The organism is Leisingera sp. S2M4, assembly GCF_055398055.1.
Genome location: NZ_AP040861.1, coordinates 1,605,312 through 1,622,535, shown reverse-complemented (window position 1 = coordinate 1,622,535; position 17,224 = coordinate 1,605,312). Strand labels below are relative to the sequence as shown.

Annotated in this window: 17 protein-coding genes; 7 read left to right on the top strand and 10 right to left on the bottom strand. The window is 62.6% G+C overall.

Annotated features, from left to right (window positions below; all coding sequences use genetic code 11):
* Window positions 1–894 (top strand): ParB/RepB/Spo0J family partition protein, encoded by an 894-nt coding sequence (locus ACZ52D_RS07905; protein ID WP_369929744.1) that lies wholly within the window; start codon window positions 1–3, stop codon window positions 892–894.
* Here the strand turns inward: ACZ52D_RS07905 and ACZ52D_RS07900 are convergent.
* From ACZ52D_RS07900 to rph, 4 genes are read right to left on the bottom strand one after another with little or no spacing between them, the layout of a single operon-like run.
* On the bottom strand, window positions 884–1,237 hold the full coding sequence (locus ACZ52D_RS07900; RefSeq protein ID WP_417474477.1) for a YbaN family protein: 354 nt from the start codon (window positions 1,235–1,237) through the stop codon (window positions 884–886). The genes ACZ52D_RS07905 and ACZ52D_RS07900 overlap by 11 nt on opposite strands.
* Window positions 1,238–1,241: 4 nt before the next feature.
* Window positions 1,242–2,396 carry a radical SAM family heme chaperone HemW gene (hemW, locus tag ACZ52D_RS07895; RefSeq protein ID WP_464443070.1) on the bottom strand — a complete coding sequence of 385 codons (1,155 nt, stop codon included), beginning with the start codon at window positions 2,394–2,396 and terminating at the stop codon, window positions 1,242–1,244.
* Window positions 2,389–3,003 (bottom strand): RdgB/HAM1 family non-canonical purine NTP pyrophosphatase, encoded by a 615-nt coding sequence (gene rdgB, locus ACZ52D_RS07890; protein WP_222454384.1) that lies wholly within the window; start codon window positions 3,001–3,003, stop codon window positions 2,389–2,391. Before rdgB ends, hemW begins: the two co-directional genes overlap by 8 nt.
* Complete coding sequence (gene rph / locus ACZ52D_RS07885; protein ID WP_222454385.1) at window positions 3,000–3,713, bottom strand: ribonuclease PH; 714 nt, start codon at window positions 3,711–3,713, stop codon at window positions 3,000–3,002. The genes rdgB and rph overlap by 4 nt, the downstream gene beginning before the upstream one ends.
* A gap of 143 nt (window positions 3,714–3,856) precedes the next feature.
* On the opposite strand from rph, the gene hrcA reads away from it, so the two are divergent.
* Window positions 3,857–4,921 (top strand): heat-inducible transcriptional repressor HrcA, encoded by a 1,065-nt coding sequence (gene hrcA / locus ACZ52D_RS07880; protein WP_222454386.1) that lies wholly within the window; start codon window positions 3,857–3,859, stop codon window positions 4,919–4,921.
* 9 nt (window positions 4,922–4,930) lie between these two features.
* Window positions 4,931–5,494, top strand: a complete 564-nt coding sequence (locus ACZ52D_RS07875) for a nucleotide exchange factor GrpE (protein ID WP_222454387.1) — start codon at window positions 4,931–4,933, stop codon at window positions 5,492–5,494.
* Window positions 5,495–5,594: 100 nt separating this feature from the next.
* On the opposite strand, the gene mutS is transcribed toward ACZ52D_RS07875, so the two are convergent.
* Window positions 5,595–8,231 (bottom strand): DNA mismatch repair protein MutS, encoded by a 2,637-nt coding sequence (gene mutS, locus ACZ52D_RS07870; RefSeq protein WP_464443069.1) that lies wholly within the window; start codon window positions 8,229–8,231, stop codon window positions 5,595–5,597.
* Window positions 8,232–8,494: 263 nt separating this feature from the next.
* On the opposite strand from mutS, the gene ACZ52D_RS07865 reads away from it, so the two are divergent.
* Entirely contained in the window at window positions 8,495–10,750 is a 2,256-nt protein-coding gene (locus ACZ52D_RS07865) for an NADP-dependent malic enzyme (protein ID WP_222454389.1), read from the top strand.
* Between the two features lie 6 nt (window positions 10,751–10,756).
* Window positions 10,757–11,629 carry a ribokinase gene (locus ACZ52D_RS07860; RefSeq protein WP_464443068.1) on the top strand — a complete coding sequence of 291 codons (873 nt, stop codon included), beginning with the start codon at window positions 10,757–10,759 and terminating at the stop codon, window positions 11,627–11,629.
* Between the two features lie 72 nt (window positions 11,630–11,701).
* On the opposite strand, the gene msrA is transcribed toward ACZ52D_RS07860, so the two are convergent.
* The 4 genes from msrA to ACZ52D_RS07840 form a co-directional block, all read right to left on the bottom strand.
* Window positions 11,702–12,367, bottom strand: coding sequence for a peptide-methionine (S)-S-oxide reductase MsrA (gene msrA, locus ACZ52D_RS07855; protein WP_464443067.1), 666 nt, complete (start codon window positions 12,365–12,367; stop codon window positions 11,702–11,704).
* A gap of 107 nt (window positions 12,368–12,474) precedes the next feature.
* Window positions 12,475–12,753, bottom strand: a complete 279-nt coding sequence (locus tag ACZ52D_RS07850; protein WP_369929759.1) for an SCP2 sterol-binding domain-containing protein — start codon at window positions 12,751–12,753, stop codon at window positions 12,475–12,477.
* An 82-nt stretch (window positions 12,754–12,835) separates the two neighbouring features.
* Window positions 12,836–13,300: a DUF1810 domain-containing protein gene (locus tag ACZ52D_RS07845; protein ID WP_464443066.1), complete on the bottom strand. Its 465-nt coding sequence runs from the start codon at window positions 13,298–13,300 to the stop codon at window positions 12,836–12,838.
* On the bottom strand, window positions 13,297–14,523 hold the full coding sequence (locus tag ACZ52D_RS07840) for an argininosuccinate synthase (protein WP_369929763.1): 1,227 nt from the start codon (window positions 14,521–14,523) through the stop codon (window positions 13,297–13,299). Before ACZ52D_RS07840 ends, ACZ52D_RS07845 begins: the two co-directional genes overlap by 4 nt.
* On the opposite strand from ACZ52D_RS07840, the gene ACZ52D_RS07835 reads away from it, so the two are divergent.
* Window positions 14,522–15,433, top strand: coding sequence for a hypothetical protein (locus ACZ52D_RS07835; RefSeq protein ID WP_464443065.1), 912 nt, complete (start codon window positions 14,522–14,524; stop codon window positions 15,431–15,433). The genes ACZ52D_RS07840 and ACZ52D_RS07835 overlap by 2 nt on opposite strands.
* Before the next feature lie 84 nt (window positions 15,434–15,517).
* Window positions 15,518–16,744: a threonine ammonia-lyase IlvA gene (ilvA, locus tag ACZ52D_RS07830; protein ID WP_222454396.1), complete on the top strand. Its 1,227-nt coding sequence runs from the start codon at window positions 15,518–15,520 to the stop codon at window positions 16,742–16,744.
* Window positions 16,745–16,759: 15 nt separating this feature from the next.
* Here ilvA and ACZ52D_RS07825 read toward each other — a convergent pair whose 3' ends face one another.
* Window positions 16,760–17,083, bottom strand: a complete 324-nt coding sequence (locus ACZ52D_RS07825) for an Hpt domain-containing protein (RefSeq protein WP_222454397.1) — start codon at window positions 17,081–17,083, stop codon at window positions 16,760–16,762.
* Between the last annotated feature and the right edge of the window lie 141 nt (window positions 17,084–17,224).

Sequence of the window (17,224 nt, the reverse complement as noted above, 5' to 3'; positions counted from 1 at the left end):
ATGGCAGATAAAAAGGCAAAACCGCGTGGTCTGGGCCGAGGATTGTCAGCCTTGATGGCGGATGTGAACCCCGAGCCGGTGAGCACCCAGGCGGAAGCTCCGCGCAACGCAGAGATCCTGGTTCCCATCGAGAAAATCGTTGCCAACCCGAACCAGCCGCGTCGGCAGTTCCTGCAGGAAGATCTTGATGATCTGACGGCATCGATCAAGGAAAAGGGTGTTTTGCAGCCGCTCATCGTGCGGCCGACATCCGATGGCAAGTACGAGATCGTTGCGGGTGAACGGCGCTGGCGCGCGTCACAGGCGGCGCAGCTGCACGAAGTACCGGTCCTGATCCGGGACTACTCGGATCTCGAGATGATGGAAGTGGCCATCATCGAAAACATCCAGCGCTCGGACCTCAACGCCATGGAAGAGGCGCAGAGTTACAAGCAGCTCATGGACAAGTTCGGCCACACCCAGGAAAAGATGGCGGAAGCGCTCGGTAAGAGCCGCAGCCATATTGCCAACCTGGTCCGGCTTCTGCATTTGCCTGAGGACGTGCAGCAGCTAGTGCAGGAGCGAAAGCTGTCGGCTGGCCACGCCCGGGCGCTGATCACCTCGGACAACGCGTCGGAACTTGCGGCGAAGATCGTCAAAGGTGGGCTGTCCGTGCGCGCCACCGAAGCGCTGGTCAAGAAGGCCGCCGCAGGCGGGAGCATCAAGCCAGCCCGCAAGTCGAAGAAGTCCGAGGAAAAGGACGCAGATACCCGTGCCCTGGAAGGGGATCTGTCTGCGGTTCTGAAAATGAAGGTCTCCATCGATCACAAGCCGGGCGGAGAAGCGGGCTCGGTGACGATCAGCTACGAAACCCTGGACCAGCTCGACGAGCTCTGCAATATCCTCAGCCGCTAGGCCGGGACCAGATAAAGATCAGGACGGCCGTAAGAACCACGGCTTGGATCCCGATCACATAGCCTGGCGCCTGCAGTGCGATGGAAATCAGAAAGACGGCGGCAATCGACACGGTTGCCGCCTTTTTTGCGGCTGGTCGGATGGCGCCGTGCTCCTGCCAGTCAACGATCATCGGGCCGAACACCGTGTGGTCCAACAGCCAGCCATGCAAACGCTCTGATGAATTGGCAAAGCAGAAGGCTGCGAGCAGCAGGAAGGGGACGGTGGGGAGCAGGGGAAGCACCACGCCGATGACGGCCAGGGCAACGCTGAGGAGTCCAAGGCCGGCATAGACAAGGCGCATGTTTCTAATCCACCAGGAGCTCGCGGAGAACCGCGTTTAATAGGGCACGGCCCCGCAGGGTCGCGCAAAGCCTGTTGTCTGAGATAGTGACCATACCCAGCTCTACAAGGTCTTGAAGCCGATCTTGGGGCAATTCCTGACCCGATAGCTGGGCATATCGTGCCATATCCAGACCTTCGGTCAGGCGCATCCCCATCATCAGGTATTCGGCTGCAGCATCTTGATTGGATAGGGCGTCGCGGAGGGATTCCCCATTGCCGGCGGCAACAGCTTGCAACCAGGCGCCCGGAGCGAGATGGGTTTCGGTAGCGTGGCGGACGCCATTCAATGTCAGCCGCCCATGCGCGCCGGGACCGATGCCCGCATAGTCGCCGTAGCGCCAGTAGATCTGGTTGTGTCGGGATTCCGCGCCGGGCTTGGCGTGGTTGGAAATCTCGTAGCCGTGCATGCCGTATTGGGAGCAGATCTCCTGCGTGGCGTGGTACATGTCCGCGGCGGTGTCATCCGCGGGAAGGTCGCGCAACTTGCCGCGGGCATAGCGGTCGCCAAAGGCGGTGCCATCCTCGATCGTGAGTTGATATAGTGACAAATGGTCGATCGCCATCGACAGCGCCTCGTGCAGTTCTGCCTGCCAGGCGTCGAGGGTTTGACCCTGTCGCGCATAGATCAGATCAAAGCTGACGCGGTCGAAACAGTTGCGGGCGATATCGAAAGCGGCACGGGCTTCGGCGACGCTGTGGATGCGACCAAGACGGCGAAGATCCGTGTCGTTCAGAGCCTGAATTCCCATCGAGACCCTATTCACGCCGGCGTCGAGATACCCGGCAAAGCGTCCAGCCTCGACAGAGCCTGGGTTCGCTTCAAGAGATATCTCTATATCATTGGCAAAAGGCCAGATTTCACGTGCGCGTTCGATGATTACCGCAACGGTGTCTGGCTGCATCAGAGATGGGGTGCCGCCGCCGAAGAAAATCGAGTTCAGAACCCGGCCGGAAAGCTGTTCCGAGAGTCTGTCGAGTTCTGCCAAATAGGCTCTAGCCCATGCTTTCTGGTCTATGTTGGCAGAGACATGGCTGTTGAAGTCGCAATAGGGGCATTTGGCTTGGCAAAAGGGCCAATGCACGTAGAGGCCAAAGCCCCCGTTGCGCCAGTCATCCACTGAAACAGCCCTCCACGAACTTTGCCAGAGCCTTGCCGCGGTGGCTGATCCTGTGCTTTTCGGCCGGATCCATTTCCGCGCAGGTGAGATCGTGCCCATCAGGCATGAACATCGGATCGTAACCAAAGCCATGTTCGCCCCGGATGGGCCAGATCAGCTGGCCGGGCATGACGCCCTCGAACACCTCGTCGTGACCGTCTGGCCAGGCGATCACCAGCGTGCAGCGGAACTGCGCGGTGCGCGGTGCCTCGGCGCCGACGGCGTTCAGCTCGTCATTGGCGCGGGTCATCGCCTGCATGAAATCGCGGCCATTCGGGGTTTCGGCCCAATCGGCGGTATAGACGCCGGGCGCGCCATTCAGCGCGTCGATGGTGATGCCGGAATCGTCCGACAGGGCAGGGAGGCCGGTGGCCTGCGCCGCCGCGTGGGCCTTGATCCGGGCGTTGCCGACAAAGGTGTCCTCGGTTTCCTCGGGCTCCGGCAGATCCATTTCCGCGGCGCCGATGACGCTGACGCCGTAAGGCGCCAGGATCTCGGTGATCTCGGCCAGCTTGCCCTTGTTGTGGGTGGCGACAAGCAGCTTGCCGCCTTCCAGTTTGCGGGTCATGCGCAGGCAGCCTTCTGCATCTCGGCCAGCTCGGCGGTGCCCTTGGCGGCCAGGTCCATCAGCTCGTTCATCTGGTCACGGGAGAACAGCGCGCCTTCGGCGGACATCTGCACTTCGATCAACTTGCCGGAGCCGGTCATGATGAAGTTGCCGTCGACGCCGGCTTCGGAATCCTCGGGGTAGTCCAGATCCAGCACCGGCTGTCCCGCGTAGATGCCGCAGGAAACGGCCGAGACCGGGTCCAGCAGCGGGTCGATCTTGACGTCGCCGGCCTTCATCAGCTTGTTCACCGCCAGGCGCAGCGCCACCCAGCCGCCGGTGATCGAGGCACAGCGGGTACCGCCGTCGGCCTGCAGCACGTCACAGTCGACGGTGATCTGGCGCTCGCCCAGGGCAACACGATCAACGCCGGCGCGCAGGGCGCGGCCGATCAGGCGCTGGATCTCGACGGTGCGGCCGCCCTGTTTGCCCGAGGCCGCCTCGCGGCGCATGCGGGTGTTGGTGGCGCGGGGCAGCATGCCGTATTCGGCGGTGACCCAGCCGAGGCCCGTGCCCTTGATGAAGGGAGGTACGCGATCTTCGATGGTGGCGGTGCACAGCACGTGGGTGTCGCCTACCTTGATCAGGCAGGAGCCCTCTGCGTGTTTGGTAAAGCCGGTCTCGATCGAAACCGGGCGCATCTCATTCAGGTTTCTTCCAGAGGGTCGCATGTCATTTCCTTTTTCTGTTGGCTTGGGGATAGCGCTCTGACCAACGGCGATGCAAGCCCGATTGACCTTTTGGACATCTGCTCTTTAATGACATTCCGATACCGGGTTCCTATGTTTAGAACGGATTTAGCGCAGGAAGACCGATGAGTGAGCCGAACAACATTCTGGAGGATCTGAACGACCGTTCCCGGGAGGTGTTCCGGACGGTGGTCGAGACGTATCTGGAGAGCGGCGACCCGGTGGGAAGCCGCACGCTGAGCCGATCGCTGAGCGAGAAGGTCAGCGCCGCAACAATCCGAAACGTGATGCAGGATCTGGAGTTCATGGGTCTGCTGGACAGCCCGCATGTCAGCGCCGGCCGGGTGCCGACGCAGCTGGGCCTGCGGATGTTCGTCGACGGGTTGTTGGAGGTCGAGGACCTGGCGGTCGACGATCGCGAAAAGATCGATGCCACGTTGGGGCGCAACGCCGGCGATGTTGGCAGCATGCTGGATCGTGTCGGGGCGGCCCTCTCCGGGGTGACCCGAGGCGCCTCGCTGGTTCTGACGCCCAAGCATGAGGCGGAGATTCGCCACATCGAATTCGTGTCCCTGGCCCATGATCGGGCCTTGGTGGTGTTGGTGTTTTCCGATGGTCACGTGGAAAATCGCCTGTTTAAGCCACCACCGGGCCAGACCCCAAGCTCGATGAGGGAGGCCGCGAATTTCCTGAACTCGTTGATCGAGGGGCGCACGCTGAGCGATGTTCAGCGCCAGATTCAGCGCGAGATCTCGGCCCGGCGTCAGGAGATCGACAGCCTTGCGCATGAGATGATCGAAAGCGGCCTGGCCGCCTGGGAGGATGACGGCAGCGATCGTGCGCGGCTGATCGTGCGCGGGCGGTCGAATCTGCTGGCTGACACCGGTGCGGCCGAGGAGTTGGAGCGCATTCGGACCCTGTTCGACGATCTGGAACGTAAGCGGGACATTGCCGAATTCCTGGAACTGACCGAGGACGGTGAGGGTGTACGCATTTTTATCGGCTCGGAGAACAAACTTTTCTCACTTTCGGGTTCCTCTTTGGTGGTGTCTCCCTATATGAACGCGGATCGAAAGATCATCGGTGCGGTGGGTGTCATTGGCCCGACGCGCCTGAATTACGGACGGATTGTGCCGATCGTGGACTACACGGCACAACTGGTCGGCAAGCTGTTGTCCGACCGGAGTTAGAGGTGAAACATGGCAGAGCTCAAGGACGAAGACTTTCTGGATGACATCGCAGCCGCCGAGGCGGAGGAGATGGCGGCGCAAACGGAGGAGTTTGATGACGCCTCGCTGGAAATCGACGCGCTCCGGGCAGAGCGGGATGAGCTGAAAGACCGGTTCATGCGAGCCTTGGCAGATGCCGAAAATGCTCGCAAGCGTGGCGACAAGGCGCGCCGTGAAGCGGAGAATTACGGTGGCTCGAAACTGGCCCGCGATATGCTGCCTGTCTACGATAACATGAAACGGGCCATTGAATCGGCGACCGACGAGCAGCGCGAAGTGGCTGCTGCGCTGATCGAAGGTGTCGAACTGACCATGCGCTCGTTGCTGGGCGTGTTTGAGAAGCACGGCATCCGCATCGTTTCGCCGGAGGTCGGCGACAAGTTCGACCCGCAGCTGCATGAAGCGATGTTCGAGGCTCCGGTGCCGGGAACCAAGGCGGGGGAGATCATCCAGGTTTCCGCCGAAGGTTTCATGTTGCATGATCGGCTGCTGCGGGCCGCGCAGGTCGGGGTGTCGTCGACACCGGACAGCTGATCCCACCCCGGCAGGCGTTGAGGCCCTGGCGGGCCTGCGCCTCCGGCGGGAGTATTTTGGGAAAGATGAAGGAGCGGTCCCCGAGGGGGCCGCTTTTGTTTTACCTCGCGGCTTCCTTGAGCTTGTAGAGCGCTTCCAGTGCTTCACGCGGGGACAGATCGTCCGGGTGGATGCCGTCCAGGAGTTCCAGCACCGGCGACGGCGCAGCGTTTGGCTTGGGTTGTGGTGGTGGTGGTGGCGCGGCGGCAAACAGCGGCAGGTCGTCGATCTGCACCTTGCCGCCACCTTCCCGGCTGCCTTTTTCCAGCATGTCCAGCACGTCGCGGGCGCGCGTCACGACCGAGGCCGGCAGCCCGGCCAGCTGCGCCACCTGCACACCATAGGAGCGATCGGCTGCCCCTTTGCGGACCTCGTGCAGGAAGATGACCTCGCCTTCCCACTCCTTGACCGCAACGGTGGCGTTGTCGACGCCCTCCAGTTTGGCAGCGAGTTGGGTCAATTCGTGGTAGTGGGTGGCAAACAGGGCGCGGGACCGGTTCACCTCATGCAGGTGTTCCAGGGTCGCCCAGGCGATCGACAAGCCGTCATAGGTCGCGGTGCCGCGGCCGATTTCATCAAGGATCACCAGCGCCCGATCGTCGGCCTGGTTCAGGATTGCGGCGGTTTCGACCATCTCCACCATGAAGGTGGAGCGCCCGCGCGCGAGGTCGTCAGAGGCACCGACGCGACTGAACAACTGGCTGACGATGCCGATATGGGCGCGCTCCGCCGGCACGTAGCTGCCCATCTGCGCGAGCAGGGCAATCAGCGCGTTCTGTCGTAGGAAGGTCGATTTACCCGCCATGTTCGGACCGGTCAGCAACCAGACCGCGGCCCCGTCATCGGCGCTGAGATCACAGTCGTTGGCGACGAAGGTCTCGCCGCCCTGTTGGCGCAGGGCCTGTTCGACCACCGGGTGACGTCCGCCTTCCACGTGGAACGCGCGGCTGTTGTCGACCTGCGGGCGGGTCCAGCCTTCGCCGCGGGCCAGATCGGCCAGCGCGGTCAGAAGATCCAGTTCGGCAAGGGCGCGGGCGGCGGTATTCAACTGCGGGGCTGACGCCAGGATTGCGTCTGTCAGCCTTTTGTAGAGCCGCTTTTCAATCTCCAGAGCCAGGTTGCCCGCGTTCAGGATGCGGGTCTCGATCTCGCTCAGCTCCACCGTGGTGAAGCGCACCTGGTTGGCGGTCGTCTGGCGGTGGATGAAGGTCTCGTTCAGCGGCGGCGACATCATCTTGTCCGCATGGGTCGCGGTGGTTTCGATGAAATAGCCCAGCACGTTGTTGTGCTTGATCTTCAGCGAGGCAACGCCGGCCTGTTCGGCATATTTCTGCTGCATCGCCGCGATGACGCCCCGCCCTTCGTCGCGCAGGGTGCGAGCCTCGTCCAGCTCCGGATCATATCCTGCGGCGATGAAGCCGCCATCGCGCGCCAGCAGCGGCGGGTCGGCAATCAGGGCGGCGTCCAGAAGGGAGAGCAGATCATCAAACCCTTGCAGATCGGCAATCGCCGCGCTCATCAGCTGTGGCAGGTCCTGGTCCCTGCAGCGATCGACGATCTGTTCCGCCTGCGCGAGGCCGTTGCGGATGGCGGCAAGGTCGCGGGGACCGCCACGTTCCAGTGCCAGTCGCGACAGGGCACGATCTAGGTCCGGGGTCTTGCGCAATGCATCGCGAAGATCCTGGGCCAGCTGGCTGTGCTCTACCACGTGGTCCAATGCGGACAGGCGTCGGTGGATGACATCCTGGTTGCGCGAGGGGCTGGAAAGCCGTTGCTCCAGCAGTCTGGCGCCACCGGGGGTGACGGTGCGGTCCACCACGGACAGCAGCGAGCCGGCGCGGCCACCGGAGAGTGATTTCGTCAACTCAAGGTTGCGACGGGTTGCTGCGTCGATCTGCACCACCCGGTCCTGCGCCTCCTGCTGCGGCGGTTGCAGCAGCGGCAGTTTGCCCTTCTGGGTGATCTCCAGGTAGTCGATCAGGGCCCCCATCGCGGACACTTCCGCGCGGGTAAACGTGCCGAAGCCGTCCAGCGCGCTGACGTTGAACAGCGTGCAGATGCGCTTCTCGGCCGCGGTGCTGTCAAAGCTGGCCTTGCCCAGCGGAGTGAGGGGGATCTTGTATTCATTCGCCAGCGGGCGGACCGTGTCCAGCGCAGGCCCGTCGGCGACCAGCAGCTCCGACGGGGCCAGTCGTGCAAGCTCGGGGGAGAGGCGCACGCGGGCGATCGGCATCACGTGAAATGCGCCGGTCGAAATATCCGCCCAAGCCAGCGCGGCTTCCTCGCGCAGCTCGGCATAGGCGACCAGAAAATTGTGGCTGCGGGCCTCCAGCAGGGAGTCTTCGGTCAGGGTGCCCGGGGTTACCAATCGCACCACGTCGCGCTTTACGACCGATTTAGACCCGCGTTTCTTGGCTTCTGCGGGGCTTTCCAGCTGTTCCCCGACAGCCACCCGGAACCCCTTGCGGATCAGCGTCAGCAGGTAGCCTTCGGCGGCGTGGACCGGCACGCCGCACATGGGGATGTCCTCTCCGTTGTGTTTGCCACGTTTGGTCAGGGCGATGTCCAGCGCCTCGGCGGCGTTGATGGCATCGTCAAAGAACATCTCGTAGAAATCGCCCATCCGATAGAACAGCAACGCATCCGAATGCGCTGCCTTGATTTCGAGATACTGCGCCATCATGGGCGTAACGGTCATGCAAATTCCCCCGGTCCGTCTTTGCCCGACTTCTACAATGCAGGCAGGCCGAGGAAAACCCGGATGTGCGGGTGCGCAGACGTGGCAAGGAGGGTGGCGAATGACGGTGGATGGAGACGGAACTGCGGCAAAAAAGCAGGGAAATTCACAGGAGTTTCGCTGTTTTTATCTGAATTCCGAAGATAGAGATTCTTGAAACCCCGGATTGAGAGGCGCCCGACGCTGGGGTAAGACGAGGGCGTTGCGAAGAGGACTAGGACCAAATGCCCAAAACAAAGATCACCGACGCAGAAGCACTGGCGTTTCACCTGGAACCGTCTCCCGGCAAATGGGAGATAAACGCAACCGTCCCGATGACCACCCAGCGCGACCTGTCGCTGGCTTACAGCCCTGGCGTTGCAGTTCCCTGTGAAGCGATCGCGGCCAACCCGGAGACCGCCTACGACTATACCAACAAGGGCAATCTGGTCGCGGTGATCTCGAACGGCACCGCGGTTCTGGGGCTTGGCAACCTCGGCGCGCTCGGCTCTAAGCCGGTGATGGAGGGCAAGTCGGTCCTGTTCAAACGCTTTGCCGACGTGAACTCGATCGACATCGAGCTGGATACCGAGGATCCGGACAAATTCATCGAGGCCGTCAAGCTGATGGGGCCGACCTTTGGCGGCATCAACCTTGAGGACATCAAGGCGCCGGAATGTTTCATCATCGAGCAGCGTCTCAAGGAAGAGATGGACATCCCGGTGTTTCACGACGACCAGCACGGCACCGCGGTGATCTGTGCGGCCGGTCTGATCAACGCGCTGCACCTGTCGGGCAAGAAGATCGAGGACGTGAAGATCGTCCTGAACGGTGCGGGGGCCGCCGGCATTGCCTGTATCGAGTTGTTGAAGGCCATGGGTGCGCGGCACGAAAACTGCATCGTCTGTGATACCAAGGGCGTGATCTACCAGGGCCGCACCGAGGGCATGAACCAGTGGAAATCGGCCCATGCCATCACCACCGAGCTGCGCACGCTGGAAGAGGCAATGCGCGGTGCGGACGTCTTCCTGGGGGTGTCGGTCAAGGGGGCCGTGACGCAGGAAATGGTGAAATCCATGGCCGACAACCCGGTGATCTTTGCCATGGCCAACCCGGATCCGGAAATCACCCCGGAGGAAGCCCACGAGGTGCGCGTCGATGCCATCGTCGCCACCGGCCGCTCGGACTATCCGAACCAGGTCAACAACGTGCTGGGCTTTCCCTACCTGTTCCGCGGCGCGCTCGACATTCATGCCCGCGCCATCAATGACGAAATGAAGATCGCCTGCGCTCATGCGCTGGCCGCGCTGGCGCGTGAGGATGTGCCGGATGAGGTGGCGCTGGCCTATGGCAAGTCGCTGTCGTTCGGACGCGACTACATCATCCCGACGCCCTTCGACCCGCGTCTGATCCACCGCATCCCGCCGGCGGTGGCCAAGGCGGGGATGGACACCGGCGCTGCGCGCCGTCCGATCGTGGACATGGATGCCTATGAACATGGTCTGCGCGGCCGCATGGACCCCACGCAATCGGTGCTGCGCGGTCTGAACGCACGGGCGCGGGCCGCCCAGTCCCGGATGATCTTTGCCGAAGGCGACGACCCGCGGGTGCTGCGCGCGGCGGTGATGTATCAGCGCTCCGGCTTCGGCAAGGCTCTGGTTGTCGGTCGGCCCGACGACGTGAAGGCCAAACTCGAGGAAGCCGGCCTGGGTGATGCGGCGCGTGAGCTGGAGGTGGTGAACGCCGCCAACACGCAGCATTTCGAGACCTACAAGGACTTCCTGTACGACCGGCTGAACCGCAGGGGTCACGACCGCAAGGACATTCACCGCCTGGTCGGTCGTGACCGGCATGTGTTCTCGGCGCTGATGCTGGCGCATGGGCATGGCGATGGCCTGGTGACCGGGGCCACCCGCAAGTCGGCGCATGTGCTGGATCGCATCAACCATGTCTTTGACGCCGACGCCGCCCATGGCGCTGCCGGGGTCACCGCGCTGCTGCACAAGGGCCGCATCGTGCTGATCGGCGACACGCTGGTGCATGAATGGCCGGACGAGAACGACCTGGCCAACATCGCTGAACGGGCTGCCGGCGTCGCCCGCCACATGGGTCTGGAGCCGCGGGTTGCCTTCGTCAGTTTCTCGACCTTCGGCTACCCGGTGTCGGAGCGGGCCGAGAAGATGCACCGTGCGCCTGCGGTCCTGGATCAGCGCGGGGTGGATTTCGAGTATGAAGGCGAGATGACCGTGGATGTGGCGCTGAACGCCGCCGCGCAGGAGGCCTACCCGTTCCAGCGCCTGACCGGTCCTGCCAACATCCTGATCGTGCCGGCCCGGCACTCGGCCTCGATCTCGGTCAAGCTGATGCAGGAGATGGGCGGTGCCACGGTGGTCGGCCCGATCCTGTCGGGCATCGACAAGCCGATTCAGATTTGCTCGACGACCTCGACCGCAAATGACATCCTGAACATGGCGGTTCTGGCCGCCTGCAACATCGGGTGATCCGGCATGGCCATCTTGAACCTGGGATCGATCAACGCGGACATGGTCTATGCCATGCCGCATCTGCCGGCGCCGGGGGAGACACTGGCCGCCGGCGGTTTGCAGAAGTTCCTGGGGGGCAAGGGGGCCAATATGTCAGTGGCCGCCACCCGCGCCGGCAGCGAGGTGAAGCACATCGGCGCGGTCGGGGCGGATGGTGTCTGGGCGGTTGAGCGGCTGGCCGACTATGGCGTGGATGTGGAGCATGTCGCCCGGCTGGATACGCCGACTGGCCATGCCATCATCGCGGTGGACCGGGACGGAGAGAACTTGATCATTCTCTATCCCGGGGCCAACCGGGAGCTGACCATGGCGCAGCTGGACCGCGCCTTTGCCCAGGCGGCGCCCGGTGACATCCTGGTCTTGCAGAACGAGACAAACCTGCAGGCCGAGGCGGCCGAGCGCGGCAAGGCAAAAGGACTGCGGGTCTGCTATGCGGCGGCGCCCTTTGATGCGGCGGCGGTGCAGGCAGTTTTGCCCCATCTCGACTTCCTGATCCTGAACGAGGTCGAGGCGGAACAGCTGCGGCAGGCCACCGGCAAGACCCCGGCCGACCTGGGGGTGCGCGACGTGATCATCACGCTGGGCGCCAAGGGCGCGCGGCATATCGACGGGGCCAGCGGCGCGGTGCTGGATGTGCCGGCCCTGCCGGTCACCGCGGTTGACACAACCGGCGCCGGCGACACCTTTACCGGCTATGTTCTGTCGGCACTGGACCGGGGGCTTTCAATGGCCGACGCCATGGCAGAGGCCGCGCGGGCCGGCGCGCTGATGGTCACGCGGCGCGGCACCGCGGATGTGATCCCGACCCGTCAGGAAGTTGCCGACACGCAGTTCTGAGCCGCAGATCCGCACTTTTCTGGCTGTAGGAAACTTGGAAGTATTGGCCTCACCTCATGGGTGGTTTTGCCTTCAATACCCACCGGCAAAGGGGGCCGCGTCGCCCCACAGCTGGCGCACCCGTTGATCGCGCCCGCAGGCTTGGCGATAGCGTTTGTAAGCCGCAGCCTGCCGTTTCGGGCCAAATCGGGTGAACACCAGGCTGTCGCCCTTGTAATAGTCCTGATGATAGTCTTCGGCCCGGTAGAACCGGCTGCTGTCCAGAACGGGGGTGACGATCTTTTGCCCCAGTTCCGCCTGCGCCTGCGCGATCACCTCCTGCGCCAAAGCCCTTTCAGCCTTGTTAGAGACAAATATAGCCGTGCGGTAGCTGTCGCCGCGGTCGCAGAACTGGCCGCCCGCGTCGGTGGGATCGACAGAACGCAGGAACATCTGCAGCAACTGTCGACGTGAGACTTTCGACGGATCAAACCTGATCTGAACCGCCTCGTAGTGGCCGGTGTTGCCACCGGTCACGGATTTGTAGGTCGGGTTCTTGGTGCTGCCGCCGGTATAGCCAGACACGGCCTCGGTCACGCCGCGCACCGATTCAAAATCACTTTCGACGCACCAGAAACAGCCGCCGGCGACGGTCAGCGTCTGGGTCTCCTGCGCCTGCACGGGATGCGCCCGCGCCACGCAGCCCAGCACGATCAGCCCCACCAGGGCCACGGATTTTATCTGGTTCAGAAACCGCATTCTTGCCTCCAGCTCCGGTTGCGGCCAGCCTGCCTGCGGGGGGGGGCGGGCTCAAGCCTCGGGCGGGGGGAGTCACCGATTGGTGATCGCAAGTGACCAGTGTCGGGTCAGCCGATCAGCTTGCTGAGTTTCAGCGCCACGCCCATGTCGCCGGACAGCTTGATCTTGCCCATCATCACCGCGGTGGCCGGGTTCAGCTTGCCGGTCAGAAGCTTGGTCAGGTTTTCCGGGCTGAGCCGCAGGGTGCAATCGGTGTCGCGGTCTTCGGTGCTGGCGGTACCATCGGCGAGAACAATCACCCCGTCAGCGCCGCAGTCAAATTTCAGCGAGCCGTCAAAGGGACGGTTGTCCAGATTCTTGCGGATGTCGGCTGCGATCTCTTCCATGCCCTGTACCTCCCTTGGCTGCAGCAAGGGTTAGGCAGGCTTGATACGCTGCTCAATCCTTACCCAGCGGGAGTTGCGCGGGTTACGTTGCGGAAAGGGCGTCTTGGGTCAGCGGGCAGGGCGCGCCGCCGTAGAATGCATCCAGAACCTGGCTGCATTCGCCCGGCGCATCGGGCACGGCTGCAAACAACGTCATGGAGGAGCGCAGCTTTTTCGCGTCCACCGCGCCGAGAATGGCAGCGGGATCTCTGTCGGCGTGGGCCAGCATCAGCTGACAGACTTCCTGAAGCCGCGCACGCAGGAGGTCGTGGTCGAGATAGGCCTTGGCCTCCGCGAGATCTTCGATCCCGTAGAGTTGTGCCATGTGGGATTTGCCCAGTTCGGCCAGCTGGGGAAAGACGAACCACATCCAGTGGCTCGTCTTTTTGCCGGCGGCAAGTTCGCTCAGGACATCTGACCAGACAGTGTCCTGAGCCTCGACGAACATCTCCAGCTCTTCCGCGAAATCATCCTCGAAATCGCCGTCTATGTCGTCGTACTCGCTCACTTCTTGATCCGGCGCTCGCGGGCGGCCAGCAGTTTCAGGCGCAGCGCGTTCAGCTGGATGAAGCCTGCCGCGTCCTTCTGGTCGTAGGCGCCTGCGTCTTCCTCAAAGGTCACATGGGCCTCGGAGTACAGCGAGTTTTCGGACCAGCGGCCAACGGTGTTGGCAGAGCCCTTGTACAGTTTCACCCGCACGGTGCCGGACACATGGGTCTGGCTGGCGTCGATCGCGGCCTGCAGCATTTCGCGCTCGGGCGAGTACCAGAAGCCGTTGTAGATCAGCTCTGCGTACTGGGGCATCAGCTGGTCTTTCAGGTGCATCGCGCCACGGTCCATGGTGATGGATTCGATGCCGCGGTGCGCTTCCAGCAGGATGGTGCCGCCCGGGGTTTCATAGATGCCGCGGGATTTCATGCCGACAAAGCGGCCCTCGACCAGATCCAGGCGGCCGATGCCGTGCTTGCGACCGTACTCATTGAGTTCGGTGAGGATGGTTGCCGGGGACATTGCCTCGCCATTGATGGCGACCGGATCACCCTTCTCGAAAGTGATCTCGATGAATTCCGGCTTGTCGGGTGCGTCCTCGGGGTGGACGGTGCGCTGGTAGACGTAATCGGGCGCCATTTCCGCCGGGTCTTCCAGAACTTTGCCTTCCGAGGAGGTATGCAGCAGGTTGGCATCGACCGAGAAGGGGGCCTCGCCGCGCTTGTCCTTGGCGATCGGGATCTGATGCGCCTCGGCGAATTCCAGCAGCTTGGTGCGCGAGGTGAGGTCCCACTCGCGCCAGGGCGCGATGACCTTGATGTCGGGGTTCAGCGCGTAGGCCGCCAGTTCGAAGCGGACCTGGTCGTTGCCTTTGCCGGTGGCGCCATGCGCGACCGCATCGGCACCGGTGGCTTCGGCGATCTCGACCAGGCGCTTGGAGATCAGCGGGCGGGCAATCGAGGTGCCCAGCAGGTACAGACCTTCGTAAACCGCATTGGCGCGGAACATCGGGAAGACGAAGTCGCGGACGAATTCCTCGCGCACATCTTCGATGAAGATGTTTTCCGGCTTGATGCCCAGCATTTCCGCTTTCTTGCGGGCGGGCTCCAGCTCTTCCCCCTGGCCGAGATCGGCGGTGAAGGTGACAACTTCGCAGCCGTATTCGGTTTGCAGCCACTTGAGGATGATCGAGGTGTCGAGGCCGCCGGAATAGGCGAGCACAACTTTCTTGGGCGCGGACATGGAATTCCCTCTCAGGTCAGAACGACTGGGGCGTAGCGGGTTTTGGCTGAAAGAGCAAGGTTGTCCGGGGTTTTCTACCCCATGCGCTGCGTCTAGGGTGCGAGCGATAGAAATTAATCATTTGGAGACGGCCGTAATGAAAGGCTGGACTATTTTTACGCATTCGGTGCGCATGGTGATGCGGAATTTGAATTACGCGGTCCGGATCGCTGCCGGGCCAGTGCTGATCGGGCTCGCGGTAGTGTACGCAATGCTGGCAAGCGCGGGGCTGCCGCTGACGCTGATGGCCGATCAGCAGGCGTTGTCGCAGGCGCTGGCGGCGGGCGGCTTTGGCCTGACGCTGCTGGTGGTGTTTTTGGTCATGATGGCGGTGCAGGTCTGGGTGTTTGTATCCTGGCACCGTTTTGTGCTGCTGGAGGAGTACCCCAGCGGCCTGCTGCCAGCGTTCCGCGCGGATCGTATTCTGGCCTATGTCGGCAATGCGCTGCTACTCTTTCTTGTTGGCATGGCATTCTTGATTCCGGTCGCGGGCACTGCAGTGCTGGCCGCTGGAATCCTAGGCGAAAGCGGCGCAGCGGTAAGTGTGCTGGTCGCCATTCTGTTTTGCTTGTTTATGGCGGTGGCGATCTACCGTCTGACACCCATTCTGCCGGCAGCGGCAATCGGACAGCCGCTGAAGCTGCGCGATGCCTGGGACAAGACGCGGGGCACCACCACCACAATCGTGATGCTGGTGGTTCTTCTGGCGGTGTTCAACGTTCTGCTGCAAGTGGTTGTCGATCTGTCGATGGCGGTGTTTGCGCCGCTTGGCATCCTGTTCATGATCCTGGCGACGCTGGTCGCAACGCTGGTCAACGTCAGCGTCGTCACCACCTTCTATGGCCACTACGTGGAGGGGCGCCCGATCTGACCGGCGCGGCCTTCGACGGTATTCTTATGTATGCTTTAACCCCGCCCCTTGCCTTGGGGGCGGGCTTGCGCCACTGAATGGCGCATGAGCGATTTCAAGACCCAGGCCAGAGAGGCCGAGGCGGCGATGCGCGATGTGTTCCCGCCCACGCCGCTTCAACGCAATGTGCACCTGTCGGAGCGCTTCGGCGCCGACATCTACCTGAAGCGCGAAGACCTGAGCCCGGTGCGCTCCTACAAGATCCGCGGCGCGCTGAATGCGATGCGCAAGCAGCCGGATCAGGAGCTGTTCGTCTGCGCCTCGGCCGGCAACCATGCGCAGGGCGTGGCCTACATGTGCCGCCACATGGGCAAGCGCGGGGTGATCTTCATGCCGGTGACGACGCCGCAGCAGAAGATCCAGAAAACCCGGATGTTCGGCGGCGACAACATCGAGATCCACCTGGTCGGCGACTATTTCGACATCTGCCTGGCCGCCGCGCAGGAGTGGTGCGCGCAAGAAGGTGGCCACTTCCTGTCCCCCTTCGACGATGCCGATGTGATCGAAGGCCAAGCGTCGATCGCGGTCGAGATCGAGGAACAGCTGGGCGAGGTGCCCGATCACGTGATCCTGCCGGTGGGCGGCGGCGGCATGTCAGCGGGGGTCTATTCCTGGTTCGGCGACGCGGTGCACAGCCTGTTCGTCGAGCCCGACGGCGGCGCCTGCCTGCGCGCGGCGCTGAAGGCGGGCAAGCCGGTGCCGCTGGAGCGGGTCGACACCTTTGTCGACGGTGCCGCGGTGGGGCGGATCGGTGAACAGCCCTTTGACATCCTGAAGGACGTGCCGCTGCCGGATGTGTTGAGCGTTGCCGAGGACCGGATCTGTGCCACCATCATCGAGATGCTGAACGTCGAGGGCATCGTGCTGGAGCCGGCCGGGGCGCTTTCGGTCGAGGCCTTGCAGGATGTGCGCTCCTGGATCCGGGGCAAGACCGTGGTCTGCGTGACGTCTGGCGGCAACTTCGATTTTGAACGCCTGCCGGAGGTGAAAGAACGTGCGCAGCGCTATTCCGGGGTAAAGAAATACTTCCTGTTGCGGTTGCCGCAGCGGCCCGGCGCGCTGAAAGAGTTCCTTGGCATTCTGGGGCCGGAGGATGACATTGCCCGCTTTGAATACATGAAAAAGTCGGCGCGCAACTTCGGCTCGGTTCTGATCGGGATCGAAACCAAGAGACCGGAGAATTTCGAGCAATTGTTTGCACGGCTGGATGCGGCCGGGATGACGTATACGGACATCACCCGCGATGAGACGCTGGCCCAGTTCGTGATCTGAGCGCCTCTCGGCGGGTCAGAACTTTTCGTTCAACCCGCTGAGAAAGCTGGATTTGGAGGTCTGGTAGCTGGCGATGATGGCGGCGACATCGACATTGCCCGCCTGGCCGTCTGCCGCCTTGCGCTCTCCGTCGAGGCAGAGGCCGGAAAATTCCTCGAACCCCAGGTTCAGCGCACTGCCTTTCAGGAAGTGTAGGTCCTGCTCCAGCTGGCCATGATCGCCCCCGGCCAGTTTGTTAATGACGCCTTCCACTTCCTCCAGAAAGATTTCAACCACTTCATCAAAATCTTCAGCGCCAACTTCTTCGCGCAGCTCGCTTACGCGCGGCCAGTCAATCATGTTTCTGTTCCCAAAAGTCCGTTCCCAGGTGCGGATTCTTAAGTTGATTGTAGTAAAAAGATAGTGAAAGAAAGGGCACTACTTAAATTTTAGGCTTCACCGCCTGTTAAAGTTCTGGCCCGATAGTATCACGAGATCTTC